The organism is Shewanella sp. 10N.286.52.E4 (assembly GCF_041468785.1).
Taxonomy (GTDB): domain Bacteria; phylum Pseudomonadota; class Gammaproteobacteria; order Enterobacterales; family Shewanellaceae; genus Shewanella; species Shewanella electrodiphila.
The window spans coordinates 46102-61067 of record NZ_JBFRJJ010000025.1 but is presented as its reverse complement, the minus strand read 5'-3'; the positions used below and the strand labels follow the sequence as shown (position 1 = coordinate 61067).

General features: G+C 41.0%; 9 protein-coding genes. 5 read left to right on the top strand and 4 right to left on the bottom strand.

Annotated elements, in window-relative coordinates; genetic code table 11:
- Positions 1–161 precede the first annotated feature (161 nt).
- Complete coding sequence (locus tag AB4153_RS15525) at positions 162–1208, bottom strand: polysaccharide deacetylase family protein (protein ID WP_229370808.1); 1047 nt, start codon at positions 1206–1208, stop codon at positions 162–164.
- A 9-nt stretch (positions 1209–1217) separates the two neighbouring features.
- Between AB4153_RS15525 and AB4153_RS15520 the strand changes: the two genes are divergently transcribed.
- The 3 genes from AB4153_RS15520 to AB4153_RS15510 all read left to right on the top strand — a co-directional run bounded on the left by AB4153_RS15520 (position 1218) and on the right by AB4153_RS15510 (position 6667).
- On the top strand, positions 1218–2555 hold the full coding sequence (locus AB4153_RS15520) for an MATE family efflux transporter (protein ID WP_371998073.1): 1338 nt from the start codon (positions 1218–1220) through the stop codon (positions 2553–2555).
- A 96-nt stretch (positions 2556–2651) separates the two neighbouring features.
- Positions 2652–4586, top strand: coding sequence for an alpha/beta hydrolase family protein (locus AB4153_RS15515; protein ID WP_371998072.1), 1935 nt, complete (start codon positions 2652–2654; stop codon positions 4584–4586).
- A 140-nt stretch (positions 4587–4726) separates the two neighbouring features.
- Positions 4727–6667 carry an alpha/beta hydrolase family protein gene (locus AB4153_RS15510; protein WP_371998071.1) on the top strand — a complete coding sequence of 647 codons (1941 nt, stop codon included), beginning with the start codon at positions 4727–4729 and terminating at the stop codon, positions 6665–6667.
- Positions 6668–6780: 113 nt separating this feature from the next.
- On the opposite strand, the gene AB4153_RS15505 is transcribed toward AB4153_RS15510, so the two are convergent.
- Positions 6781–8919: a TonB-dependent siderophore receptor gene (locus AB4153_RS15505; protein WP_371998070.1), complete on the bottom strand. Its 2139-nt coding sequence runs from the start codon at positions 8917–8919 to the stop codon at positions 6781–6783.
- A gap of 580 nt (positions 8920–9499) precedes the next feature.
- Here AB4153_RS15505 and AB4153_RS15500 point away from each other — a divergent pair.
- The gene (locus AB4153_RS15500; RefSeq protein WP_371998069.1) at positions 9500–10573 is read left to right on the top strand and encodes a PepSY-associated TM helix domain-containing protein; all 1074 of its coding nucleotides are present in this window, start codon (positions 9500–9502) and stop codon (positions 10571–10573) included.
- Positions 10574–10712: 139 nt separating this feature from the next.
- Here AB4153_RS15500 and AB4153_RS15495 read toward each other — a convergent pair whose 3' ends face one another.
- Both AB4153_RS15495 and nfuA read right to left on the bottom strand, forming a co-directional pair.
- Complete coding sequence (locus tag AB4153_RS15495) at positions 10713–11306, bottom strand: prepilin-type N-terminal cleavage/methylation domain-containing protein (RefSeq protein WP_248956595.1); 594 nt, start codon at positions 11304–11306, stop codon at positions 10713–10715.
- Positions 11307–11513: 207 nt separating this feature from the next.
- A complete protein-coding gene (gene nfuA, locus AB4153_RS15490) occupies positions 11514–12092 on the bottom strand; it encodes a Fe-S biogenesis protein NfuA (RefSeq protein ID WP_102526169.1) in 579 nt (192 codons plus the stop codon).
- Between the two features lie 294 nt (positions 12093–12386).
- On the opposite strand from nfuA, the gene AB4153_RS15485 reads away from it, so the two are divergent.
- Positions 12387–14966, top strand: a complete 2580-nt coding sequence (locus AB4153_RS15485) for a M14 family metallopeptidase (RefSeq protein WP_371998068.1) — start codon at positions 12387–12389, stop codon at positions 14964–14966.

Here is a 14966-nt window from a genome sequence, read left to right as displayed (position 1 = left end):
CTGTTGTTTCCCTTTCGTCGGGTGTGGGCGAAGCGCCACGATCTTGATTAGCTTTTGATTTCAATGTAGGAAAATACGTAGTCGGGTGTCGGTAGAAAACCCACGTTTTTTTATCTACACCAAACGAAGTTTGGAAATCAACAAAACATCAAACCAAAAGATTATTCTTTTGGCCAACTTCCATCATTATTGGGTCTCACCCAAGCCTGCGAAAACCAATAATAGCCTTTCTGAGTTTTACTCGGTGCGGTGCAATTATAACGGCTACGCCCTGCGGGTAAATTCGCTGGCGCTTGAATGCTAAACTCTGTTTCAGTCAACCACGTTGGCTTTTTCGCGCCTTGTCCCTGAACAAAACACATCACTTGATGTGGGTAAATATCAGTGATATCTAACTCGACTTTTAACTCAGGTCGCCAATCCCCAGAAGTTAATAATGGATCAGTGATATTTTGCTTAACCACTGGCATGTTCAGGCTGGTAAATTTAACTTTTAAACTATCCAAATCCGCATAAGCCCCTGCAACAGGAAAACGGGGTAATGCCGTCAGTATCGAGTACTTACCCGCAGCGCCAGACTGTTGCCCTAAACCAATAAAGTCATGCTGTTTAAGAATATCTTCAACATCCGCATTATATTCACCATAAGGGTAAGCCAGCATGCGTACGCTTTGCCCCGTATGCTTTTTAATTTCAGCTTCGGTATCCAGTAAATTCTTTTCGATGCGAGTTAACCATTGCTGGCGGGTTTCACCGTCTAATTTACGGTTGAGGTGTTCGTGGGCCCAGCTATGGTTGGCAATCGTCGCACCATTTTGAGCAAGTTGATTAATGTCATCCCAACTCATCATCCCAGCATAACCTTTTTCAATGGGTTCAACCGAGACAAACAAGGTATATGAAAAGTTATGCTTGGCTAAAATGGGCGCGGCTGCAGCTGCAATACTGTCGTATCCATCGTCAAAGGTAATCACGATACTTTTGTCAGCCATGGGTTTATCTTCTTTTATGGCATCCACCGCCTCTTGCAAGCTAATGATGGTAAACTCATTATCAGCAAGATATTGCATTTGCTCTTCAAATTGCGCCGGTGTCACACTCGTGCTGGCAGGCGTTGTTTCTGATACATGATGATATTGCAAAATCACCACTGCACTGGCATTAAACGAGAATAAGCAGATTAATCCCAAAAGACTTTGTTTTAACATAAGATTCCTATGTCCATAAAAGCATTACTATTTAACAGCCAAAAAAACCGTCAGCTATTTGCGTTAGCATTGCCGATGATTTTATCCAATATCACTATCCCACTATTAGGTTTAGTCGATACCGCTGTCATTGGTCATTTAAGTGAAGCCTATTACTTAGGCGGTGTGGCATTAGGCAGCACAATTATTACCTTAATTGTGTGGCTATTGGGCTTTTTGAGAATGTCGACTACAGGTCTTGTCGCCCAAGCATATGGCGCTAATGATACCGTAACTCAGCAAAAATTGCTGGTGCAAGGTTGTAGCCTAGCATTGATATTTGGATTTAGCGCAATCATCTTACAGCAGCCATTGCTTGAATTCGCCATGTCTCTTAGCCAAGCCAGTGAAGAGGTAAAGCACTTTTGCAGCGAATACGTCAACATCCGTATTTGGTCGATTCCATTCGCATTAGTGAACTTAGTCTTGTTGGGTTGGTTGCTCGGCAGGCAAGCGCCTAAAGCTGCTATGTGGCAACTTATCATTGCCAACATCGTTAATATTGTTTTGGATGTAGTGTTTGTCATCGGTTTTGAATGGAACGTAAAAGGTGCCGCTTTAGCCTCGGTCATCGCAGATATTTGTGCGTTCACTGTCGCAGCGGTGATTGTTAAACGTGCCCTTTATCAGCAAAGTGATTTTAATCTCGGTAAGCTATTCATCCACCTAAGCTATAAAGGCTACTCGCAACTGCTTAAACTTAACCGTGACATTTTTATCCGCAGTTTATGCCTGCAAGCGAGCTTTACCTTTATGACCTTTTACGGCGCAGGCTTAGGCGATGACATCATTGCTGCTAATGCGGTGTTGTTAAACTTACTCATGCTCATCTCTTACGCCCTAGATGGCATAGCCTATTATGCTGAGGCTGAAGTCGGCCGCGCAGTCGGTCAGAAAAACCTCCCCTTACTGCATGAGTCGGTGCTCTTAGCTGGCTATTGGTCTGCATTATTCTCAGTGGGATTTTGCTTGTTATTCTATTTTGGTGGAAGTGGCATTATTAGCTTACTTACCAGTATCGAAATCGTGCAACAGCAAGCTAATATGTACCTTATTTGGTTAGTGTTTATGCCTTTATTGGCATTCGGATCTTATTTGTTTGATGGTGTCTATATTGGCGCCGCTCAAGGTAGAGCAATGCGAAACAGCATGATTATTGCCACTTTCGTGGTGTTTTTTCCTTGCTGGTATCTATTACAAGGTTACGGTAATCACGGTTTATGGGCGGCAATGAGCGCCTTTATGCTGTGCCGCAGCGCCTCACTTGGACTCCATTACAAGTACAGTCAGGCTTTTAAGCAAATATAACCATTACATAGGTTTAGCATTAGTAAAATTGGCTTTATCCATCTTTTTACTGATAACATGTGTGCAACATGTTTATGTTCAACACGGAAAGTTTGGATGAAAAGGATTTTACTTATACTAACAGCATCAATCTTGCTGTTATCTTCACTGACATCATTTGCAAAAAATCAGCAACTACCTGTTGAAGCGTTTGCCAGTATTCCTGATGTCAGTCATGTCACTATGTCTCCTAATGGTACTAAAATTGCTTCTTTAGTTCGTTCTGAAGCTAAAGGAATGGAAGGCACATTAGTCAATATTCTAGATATTGATACTCGTGAATCTTCTTACCCCATTCAAACGGACAATGAAAAATTTGTCATTTTATCCATGAGCTGGGCAAATGATGATTTACTACTCATAAAAGCTAAGTTTCCCGCTGTTCGTTTCGGTACCCCAACCACAGAAACTCGCATTATTAAGTATTCTCTGAGTAAGAAAAACACCTCTAATTTACTAAGTCGTTTTGGACTTAAAAAGTTTAAATGGATGCCACAAATCCAATCAAATATTATCGACTACCTTCCCGATGACGACAAATACTTGTTACTGGGTACTAATGGTATTGGTAATAAAACTCAATTTGAGTCGGTCATCAAAGTTAACTTAAATAACGGCAATATTCGTTTTGAGCAACCTGCTGAAGCAAACGTTACAGACTGGATAACGGATAGGCAAAATAGAATTCGAATCGGCATATACCGTAAAGAAACCAAATACCGCATTTATGAACAAGAAGATGCCCATAAAGATAGAAGAATTCTATGGGAGTTTGAAGCTTTCGAGGAAGATCAAGTTTGGCCAATGGGCTTTGCTCAGGATAAAAATATCCTCTATGTTCAGGCTTATCATGAAGGTTTTGAAGCCATCTTCAAGGTTGATTTACGCGACCCTGAGCTTGCTAAAGAATTAGTATTCAGTAAAGAGTTTAACGACGTCGAAGGCTCACTCATTTATTCAAAACTCAAGCAGAAGGTTATTGGTATTGATGATGGCGATGAGTCTGAATATACCTTTTGGGATAAAGAATATATCGGCCTCGTTAATGGTCTAAACAAAGCACTGCCTGAATACCGTAATTATATAACCCAGTTTAGTGATAATGAGCGTCGTTACATTGTGTATTCAACCAACTCAAAAGAAGCTGGCACTTATCTATTTGGTGACCGCGATGCAGGAAAGCTATTCCCGATTGCTTATCGATATAAAAAACTATCACCTGATTTATTGGCTAACACCCAAACCTTATCGTACAAAGCTAGAGATGGTTTAGAAATCCAAGCTTTCTTAACCACACCGTTAGATAAAGAAGCTAAACAGCTACCAACCATTATCTTCCCCCATGGCGGTCCAATTAGCTATGACTCCAATAGCTTTGACTACTGGACTCAGTTTTTAGCCAACAGAGGCTATGCAGTCCTTAGAATGAACTTTCGAGGCTCTGCAGGATATGGTTACGACTTCATGAAAGCTGGCTTACAAAATTGGGGGCTTGATATGCAAAATGATGTTGAAGATGGCACTCGCTGGTTAATCGATGAAGGCATCGCCGATCCCAATAAAGTGTGTATTGTTGGCGCCAGTTATGGCGGCTATGCAGCCCTAATGGGAGTGGCCACGACTAAAGATTTATATCAATGTGCGGTGAGTTTTGCAGGCGTTACTGACATTGAGTACTTAGTAAAATCATCCAGACGGTATAGCAACTTTGATATCGTTAAAAAACAAATTGGTGATGACTATGATGCCCTTTATGAGCGTTCACCAATGAGTAAAGCCAAAGACATCAATGTGCCAGTGTTACTTATTCATGGTGATAAAGACCGAGTGGTTAGAGTCCAGCACAGTGAAGATATGTTTGATGAACTAGAAGACTTAAACAAACCAGTTGAATACATTGAACTTGAAAATGGCGACCATTATTTAAGTAACAATGAGCATCGAATAAAAACCTTTGTCGCCATCGAAGCTTTTTTGCAAAAGCATTTATAGCACTAGCTTGTGTAACACTTGCTCGTAAAGCACTTGCTCGTTTAACTCTTGCTCGTACAGCAATAGCTCGGCTTGAATAGCCATAAATTAATTGCTCTTCGGATGAGAGCTACACTTTTACCCAAACCACTAGGATTATTATGAAACGGATTTTAGCGCTGATTATTTTGTTGTTTATCAGCCAAACGCCCACCGCCAGTGCAACAACACCTCAGCGGCTCCCTGTCGAAGCATTTGCGAGTATTCCAGATGTCAGTACGGTACGATTATCACCTGATGGCAAACAAATTGCCTCATTGATTTTAGATGATAGTGCAGCAGTGCCGCATAAAATTGTGGCTTTGTTTAATATCGAAACCGGCCAATCTCATATTCCAATCAAAAACGATCATGAACGCTATACCATATTCAATTTAGCCTGGGCCAATAATCAAACCATACTCATATCTGCTTTTATCCCCTCAAAACGCTTCGGTAAAGATGCTAATGAGAGTATCTTAATTAAATACAATACCTTAACTGGTGATGTGGGTAGTGTGCTAACTAAAAAAGCGTTAAAACGCTTTGAATCTATCCCTCAATACCAACATGACATTGTCGATCTATTGCCAAAAGATCCTGAGCATATTTTACTGTCTGTATCAGGTTTCAGTAAAAGAGTTAACGAACCTACTGTTATCAAAGTTAACTTAATAACAGGCAAAACCACCACTGAACAATATTACCGTGAGCATGTAATTGATTGGATGACCGATCAACAACACAAAGTAAGAATAGCCACTTACCGAGATCCGGATAATACTGAATATAGAACTTATGAACAAAATGAAGCCAATGGAAAATTGCGCTTATTGTGGAAAAATGAAGCCTACTCTGAGGATACCGTTATCCCTATTGGCTTTGATGTTAACCCCAATATTCTATTTGTAAAAGCTTACCATGAAGGCTACTTTGCAGTTTTCAAAGTGGACTTAACTGACCCTAAACTCACAAAAAAGTTAGTCTACAAAGAGGCAAATCATGATGTCGATGGCCGATTAATTCACTCTAAAATTACTCGCCAAGCCATTGGGATTTCAACGGGTATCGATAATGAATACCATTTTTGGGACAAAGATTATCAAAAGCTGGTCAGTGGTATCAAAATGGCGTTACCAGATACTCAGAATTACTTAACTCAATTTAGCCAAAATGAACGTCGTTATATTGTATTTGCCACCAGCCCTACTCAACCAGGGTTATTTCTTTATGGTGACCGCGACGCGCGCCGTTTAGAGGTTATTGCCAGCAAATATTCTCAACTCAACCCGCAAGTACTAACTGAACCAAAAGCTATCAGCTACCAAGCTCGCGATGGCTTAACCATCCCTAGCTACCTTTCACTACCAAAAGGCATTGAAGCTAAAAAACTCCCCACCATCATCTTTCCTCACGGTGGACCACAATCTTATACTGGCGACTCATTTGATTATTGGGCGCAATTCTTTGCTAACCGTGGCTATGCCGTGCTGCAAATGAACTTTCGAGGCTCTGCTGGCTATGGTCATCAATTTACCACTGCAGGTTTACAAGGCTGGGGCAAAGAAATGCAAACTGATGTTGAAGATGGCACTCGCTATTTAATCAATGAAGGCATTGCCGATCCAAAGCGAATTTGTATTGCAGGTGCCAGTTACGGCGGTTATGCCGCAATGATGGGCGCGGCAATGACACCTGATTTATATCAATGTGTTATCAGTTTTGCTGGCGTAGCTGACGTGGAGGATTTGGTTAAGTTATCGCGTTTTTACACCAACCACGAAATGACCAAAAAAATCATTGGTGATGACTATAATGCGCTTTATGAACGTTCGCCGATTTATCACGCCGACAAAATCAATGTGCCTATTTTATTAATCCATGGTGACAATGACAAAGTGGTGCAAGTGAGCCAAAGCCGCGATATGTACCGCAAGTTAGATGGGCTGGACAAAAAAGTAAAATACCTTGAAATTGATAACGGCAATCACTTCCTCAGCAACAATCAGCATCGTCTAATGACGTTTAAAGCGATTGACGAGTTTTTATCTAAAAACCTTTAGCTGTAACGCTGAAAAGTAAACATAAAAAAGGCCCTAACATCATTGCTGACGTTAGGGCCTTTCACTAAAACACGGTATTGCTTAGATTCAAAACCTTAGTCCAAAACATTAATTTAGAACTTTGCTTCGAATGCTAAGCTGAAGTTTCTGCCTTCACCAACAGTAACGTCTGTATTAGTACCACCACCTAAGTAGTCAGTATCAAATAAGTTTTTAACGTTAAAACGCACGCTCATGTCGGTATTTTGTACAGCGAAAGTATATGCTGCACCAAAGTCAAAGCGAACATAGTCATCTTTTACAATGGTGTTTTGGGTATTAGCAAAACGCTCGCCAACGTAGATAGCACCTATGTTCAATGCTAAATCGTCAGTGACTTCGTAACGGGTCCAGATGTTGGCAGACCATTCAGGCGCATCAACAGGCGTTTTACCATCTAGCTGCTCTGTATCTTCGGCACTGGTGATGTATTCTGCATCCAAGTACATCATTGAACTGGTAATAAATACATTATCACTTACTTGACCTTGAGCGCCCACTTCAAAACCACGGTGATGCTGCTTACCGCTTTGTGTGGTGATGTAATCTTTGTCGCCAATCGGTGTGTCAAGTTGCTCTTGAACGGTCACATTAGTCACTGTGGTATCAAATACCGCACCGGTTAGTAATAAGCCGCCATCATAGAGTTCCCACTTAGTACCAATCTCGAATTGCTCACCATATTCAGGTTCAAGATCCATACCGTCATTAACATCATTATCGCTACTTACGATTGACTGAGGGTTAAAACTTTTTGAATAGTTAGCGTAAATACTGCCATTAGCACTTGGTGAATAAATTACACCAAACTTAGGCGATACAGCGTAGCTATTTTCACCTTCGCCATCTTTTTTCTGTTCGTCATAACGTACGCCAGCAAGTACTTGCCACTCATCGTTAATGGTCATTAAATCTTGAACATAAAAACCATAATGCTTGTAGCTTGACTCACTTTTGGTGGTGTCATTGTTGTAATCTAAATCTGGTCTAGGAACACTTTCACCTGGTTTAACCATCTGTGCATCGCCACTGTCTCTCAACTGACCATAGTAGTAATCTAAGATGTTAGCGCCAACAAGTAACTGATGTTCCATGCCAAAAGCATTCACGATGCCAGTAAAGTCCATGTAGGCTGTTTTATGCTGCCAGTCATCATAACGATCAAAGGCTTTGATTTGATAACCATCAGTGGTTGGATCCATGCCAGAAATCATCGTAGGTGATGAATCTAAACGCTGACGAGTAAAGGTTTGATGGTTATAACCTGTGGTCATTTTCCAGTCATCAGAAATATACCAAGTTAAGTCTGCACCTAAGTTTTCAACGTTGTTATCGGTAAATGCCCATGACATATCCCAAATATCTTCACGGTCACCAACTAAGTCGCCGTTATCATCTAACCAACCGCCTCTGTCGATGCCTGTTTTGTCGTCAGTGTAATCGTACTTAACCGATAACATCACATCTTCATGTAGGTCGAATTCAAGGTTTAAGTAACCTAAAAAGCGATCACGCTCTTGCTCTTGTTCACCATTGCCATCTTGGTATTCGCGCCAGTATTTGGTGTCTTGCTTCACTAACACTGTACGGTAACGAATTGATTCAGCATCATTTAACGCGCCACCCGCATCTAACTGAAAACGTGTAGAACCATTTGCATCTGTATCAAATGCAACGTCAAATAAGTTTTCATAGGTTGGCTTTTTAGTCACCATATTGATTAAGCCGCCAGGACCTGACTGACCATAAAGCATGCTTGATGGGCCTTTAAGCACTTCAACCTGTTGTAGTGTTTCAATCGGTTGCACGTAGTGAGACCACTGCTGCTGACCGTTGATTAAGAAGCCGCTGCCAGAATCAAGTTCAAAACCACGGATGTTGAACACTTGGCGGTTCCACTTTTCACTACCACCGGTAACACTTGAATCATTTACCAATACTTCTGACAGATTTCTTGCTAACTGCTCATCAGTGACAAAATCAGGAATAACGTTAACTGATTGCGGCGTGTCCATTAAATCAATGTCACCACGCATTGCGCCTGAAGAGGTGCCCACTTTGTAGTTATTGAAGTTCATTCCAGTAATTTGAATACGTTCGATGTTAGCAACAAAATCTTGGCTTGATGCTGTTTCATTTGCAGCTTCTTCAGCCGCTAATGATGCTGAGGCTAAACCTACAACAACCGCAAACGCAATAGGTGAAATTTTCATACAAAGTAGACCTTAAATTGGCAATAACCGTTAATGAGACGGATTATCATTTGCGTTTCACTGTTTGTGAAGAGTTTTTGTCAGTTAATGTAAAGAAGTGTGAAGGACTGCACTAATGAGAGTAAATCTCATTACCATCGATGAATAGTTATTGCATATTAACTAAGATTAATGTTAATAAAACTTTTCACTTGTAATAAGCATTCAATTTCAGCCTCTATAACCTCCCCCATCCAAAAAAGATAAAAGCACTACGCAACAAATACTTAACGAAAAGAGCGTTGCTTTAAAACCCATTTAAAACTGAGATTTCAATCTGTACACTGTGAGTTAACGGTCAAGAAACAACCTGAATAGTTATTCAAATGTTAAAACACTAAAAAGTGACTAAATAAGCTAATTTGTGATCTGAATAGCAATAATTTCGAATAAGGCCAGTCTTTACATTTCTTTAATTGTGTAAATAAATGAGATTAATTATCATTCACGAAATTTTTGTTGTCAGCACGAGTTTGTTCAATATCAGCAAACATAATCGTCATGATTTGGTTACGGCCAACTTACACTTAAGAGTTTCAATATGAATGTAGTCCCTGCTTTAAAATGGTTTCATAACTGGGTTGGCTTTGTCATCAGCATTTCAATGCTGATTGTATTAGTCACAGGTGTTTATCTTGGCGGTATGGACATGCTGAAAAGAATGGATGATAAAGGGCAGCAATATGCGCCGCTATCCATTGAACAAAAAGCCTATGTCACTGAGACCTTATTTGAGCGATACCCTGATATGGGGACGGTTCGCTTTCCAACTGAATACTCGCCATATATTGAAGTCGCAACTCGTGGTCAATCGATTGCTTTTGATCAAGACTTGAACGAGCTCTCAACTTATAAAATGAGAGATATTCCGCTTTATAGCACTATGTTTTGGTTACACAGAAATTTCCTGTTAGGTGATTTTGGTAAATACCTGAACGCTTGGGCTTCGATGATTGGTGGGTTAGTCACTTTAGTGGGTATTTACCTTTGGTGGCGAGTACGTAAAACCTTTAGGCTGAAACACTCAATACCAAGTAACACTAAATCAAGCAGCCTGGTAAAAAGTCATATTCAGTTAGGATTGTTTATCTCTGTACCATTATTCTTATTATGTATCACAGGCTTTTTAATCACTTATAAAGGTTTGTGGATGGATGCATTAAAGCAACCAGCAGCTGAAATACAATATCCTGTTAGCCAAAAAAGTGATTGGCAAAGTCAGCTACAAACCGCACAAGATATGTGGCCAGATTCCAATATGGTTTCGGTGAACAAGCCGCGTAAGCGTAAACCTGAACCTGGTGTAGAAAAACCTAAAGGACCACAAGAGCTGAATTACAGCATCCGTTTTGATACCCACAGCGATGTTTGGTTACGTCAAGCTGACAGCATCACCATGAATTATGAGCAAGGCAAAATACAATCAGCTCTGTTGCACAGTGATCGCCCACTTTCAGGCAAAGTCGCGACATTTGTCAGACCCTTACATGATGCGTTAAATATGCCATTCAAATATGTGGCCTTTATTACTGTTATCGCATTTATCGGTACTGCGATCTTACTATTCAGCGCAGTGACTTTTTACCGCCGCATTTTCAAGAAACGGTCTAAATAAGTCATTTCGCATCAATGCTTTAAGATAAAACTAAAAACGGCTTGCTGAAATCAGCAAGCCGTTTTTATTGAATATCGTATCAAAGTGATTTAGTCATCAATGCCCTATCAAGCCATCAAAAAATGACTCAAGCCTAAGTTTAAGAGTCCTCGATAAAGGCATTCACGGTGCCTTCGATAGAGTCGTAAACAATCTTAATTTCAGCTCTATTTCTTCCCGCTGTATCGCCTAATGTCCTTAATACATAAGTACACTGGGTCGCACCGCTGCCACCGTCTGCAGCATGGCGATATGACTCAAATTCAACATCGTCCGTTGTATTTCTAATAGCAACTGATGGCGGGCTTTCTATCAAAGCATTCCACAAATCGACACAACCGCCTTGCCCTGGCCCTATGTTCACAGGGTTGCCCATAGGGTTACCTTTTCCTGTGCCTAATGGGTAGCCAAAAGTATTCATATCAAGGTCATTATTAGCAAAGTCAGGCAAATCATTCATCGGATCACTGCCACCAATCAATTGCCAACGAGTGTGAGAAAAAGTCACAGACTGTTCAAATGATGCTGCTATGGCCTGAACTCGACTTATCTCTGCGTCACGCTTAACATCAATAAACTTACTGACTGCAATAACGGCTAAAATTGCCAATACGATAATCACAACCACAAGCTCAATTAAGGTAAAACCTGTGTTTCGAGTTGGCAGTTTAGAAGGGTAAATATCATTAATCACACCATACTCCTCGGCGTTAGCTTACTTAAGGTATAACACAAGCTTGTTAATAGTACGTTAAACACTAAGCCTAAAGTACTCATTTATTCATCAATACAGGATAAATGTTGGCTATATAGCTCAGATCAATGAGTCAATAACGGATCTATAGACATAAAAAAACGCAGCTTAACGCTGCGTTTATTATCAGTCATCACACCTTAGTGTTTACTGATAAGAATGTGAACCATGTTGATGATCTGTCACGTCTTTCACGCCAGCTAACTCACCAGGGAACATATCTAATAGCTGCTTCTCGATACCATCTTTTAATGTGATATCAACTTGAGAACAACCATTACAACCACCGCCAAACTGAAGTACAGCAACGCCTTCTTCAGTAATTTCTACTAACATGATGTTACCACCATGGCTTGCTAACTGAGGGTTGATTTCTGATTGAATCACATACTCAATACGCTCTTTTAGTGGTGCGTCAGAAGCCACTTTACGCATTTTAGCATTTGGTGCTTTAAGCGTTAATTGTGAACCAAGTTGGTCAGTCACAAAGTCGATGCTCGCTTCTTCTAAAAATGGTGCACTCTTTTCGTCAACCATGGCACTAAAACCTGTAAACGGTAATTCAGTATCATCAGCTTCAACAGCATCTGGTGGACAGTAAGATACACCGCACTCTGCTTGAGCGGTACCTGGACTGATGACAAACACACGGATATGAGTGCCTTCAGGTTGATCGGCCAGTAATTTTACAAAATGAGCCTGAGCCGTATCAGTAATGTTGATCATAAAAACTGCTCCGTTGGGTAGTACTTGAGTAAGCATTAACTTAATTAAGAACTGACTTAAATAAGGTAGTACTTGAGTAATTTAGTAGGTTTAGCGACATGATACTCTTAGTTGCCTCTGCTTTATAGTCCTGCATCAAGCAAGTGTGACAAAAAATAGTCTCTTTGTGTCGGTTTTTAATGGAGATTTAAGACTAATCACTTTATTGTTACCCTACGGTTTTCTTTTTATGATCTTGTTTCTCATATGATTAGCTTACATGCCTTGCTCGCTCGTTTTTCAGTTAGAACGCTGATGACATTTTTTATCTGCATGCCTTTTATGGCATCTGCTAGTGATATTTCTGCTGCCAATACCCGTATTGAACAAGCTTTACTCACTGAGGATATCAATACTAATTTAACTCAACCTGCAGAGTATTTAGGTTACCCATTGGGTGAATGGCATTTACGCCATGATCAGATTAATCACTACCTGCAACTACTGGCAAGTGAAAGCGACCGAGTATCTTTAGATTCAGCAGGTTATAGTGAAGAACGCCGCGAGCAAATCACAGCGGTGATCACCTCTGAAAAAAACCAGAAAAACCTTGCCGACATCATCGAATATCGCAGTAATATTAAATACGGCACCATGCAAACCAACCGCACTAATCAAAATCCATTGGTCGTGTGGCTGGCGTACTCTATTCATGGTGATGAAGCCAGTGGCGCTCATGCCGCATTGGCATTAAGTCACTACCTAGCTGCGGCTAATACGCCTTGGGTAAAAGAGCTACTCGACGATACCGTCATTTTACTTACTCCAACCCAAAACCCTGATGGTTTTGACCGCTTTTCAAATTGGGCCAACAATAATAAAGGCCAAGTCATTGTTACTGATAATAATCACCGTGAACATAATCAAGACTGGCCAGGTGGACGTTTTAATCACTATTTAGCTGATTTAAACCGCGATTGGCTTTTCTTGCGCCACCCTGCATCTCAAGGTCGCGTGGCTTTTTTCCATAAATGGCAGCCCCACTATGTAGGTGACTTCCATGAAATGTGGCATCAACAGTCGTACTTTTTCCAACCTGGTGTACCTGACCGCGTTAACCCATTAACCAAACCTGCCAATCAAGCATTATCAAATGAGCTGGCAGCGTTTCATCGCCAAGCTTTAGATGAAGTCAAACAAGTGTATTTTAGCGGTCAAATGTTTGATGACTTCTTTTACGGTAAAGGCTCAACCTACCCTGATATCAATGGCGCTGTCGGTATCCTATTTGAACAAGCCAGCTCACGCGGCCAAGCCCAAGACTCACCCAATGGTGTGGTGACTTTAGCTGAGAGTATTGATAACCAATTTGCGACCTCTATTTCTAGCCTAAAAGGTGCGCACGCATTACGTAAAAAGTTGATGAAGTATCAAACTGACTTCTTCTCAAGCAACATCAAGCGTTATCGAGAAGGTAAACAGTCTGGCAGATTAGTCAAAGCCCATGGCGGCGCAACGCATATTAATGAGTTGGTGAGCATATTAGCCCAGCACAAAATTAGCGTTAAATACCTCAACACTGTCATTGAAGATGATGATATTAACTTCACACCTCAAGACAGTGTGTTTATTCCAGATAGTCAGCCGCAACACGACTTATTAGAGGCGTTATTTGATAAAAGAACCGAGTTTAAAGATGAAACCTTTTACGATATTTCGACGTGGAATTTTGAATCAGCCTTAAGCTTAAGTTTGATCAAAAAAGCCAAACCCAGTGCCAAGTACTTATCAGACAAACCAAACGGCAAGGTAGCCAAAGCAACCTACCCTAAAGACAGCGTGGCTTTGGTGATTGATTGGCAACAAGCTGCGGCGGCTCCATTGCTGCAGCAATTGCTCCAACAAGGCGTAATAGTTAAGTATGCCCAAAAACCATTCAGCCTTAATGTCAATATTGGCAATCGCACAGCTGAAAAACCTCAAACCAGCAAACAAGCCATAAAATTTGTTGCTGGTAGTTTGCAAATCCCACTGAAACAGCAAAATTTCACTGCCATTGAGTTAGCAGAAATCGTGGCAACGCTCGCGCAACAACACCAAGTCGATGTTGTCGCATCTGCCAGTTCACATGCTGCTACAGGAATGGACTTAGGCAGCGATGATTTCATCAAAGTAAAACCCGTAACCCCTTTGATCATCACAGGCGCAGACACCAATGCTTCAGAAACCGGTCAAATGTGGCATTACCTTGATAAGACTCTAGGTATAGCCACAACCATGGTGAATACAGAACGTTTGGTATCACTAGATTTATCGGCATACAGCCATATTTTTATGGCTGATGGGCCTTATCATTTGATCAGCGATGCGACCTCAAGAAAGTTAGGTCAATACGTAACAGAAGGCGGCACCATTGTGGCGCAAAAGCGGGCATTAGTTTGGCTTAATAAGCGTAATATCTTAAATTCTGAACCCAAAACCAGTCGTGAACTGAATAATCTATTCATCACATCGGGCATGGATTATGGCGATCAATCTAAATTAAAAGCACGTCAATCTATCGGCGGAGCGATCGTAGCGTTAAAGCTTGATGCGACTCACCCTGTCGCCTTTGGTTTACCTAATCCACTGCCTGTGATGAAAAACCGCGAAATCAGTTTCAACCTCACTTCAACGCCATTTATTGTCGCAGCGAAATATGAGAATGACTTATTGATTAGTGGCTACCTTGCTAATGAATATCAACGCGCATTTGCCAATACCCCTGCGATGATAGTTGAAACCAAAGGTAAAGGTAAAATTGTCGCCCTGGCGGATAATTTATTATTCCGAAACATCTGGCTAGGCTCAGAAAAAGTCTATGCCAATGCACTGTATTTTGTGCCATCACAATAG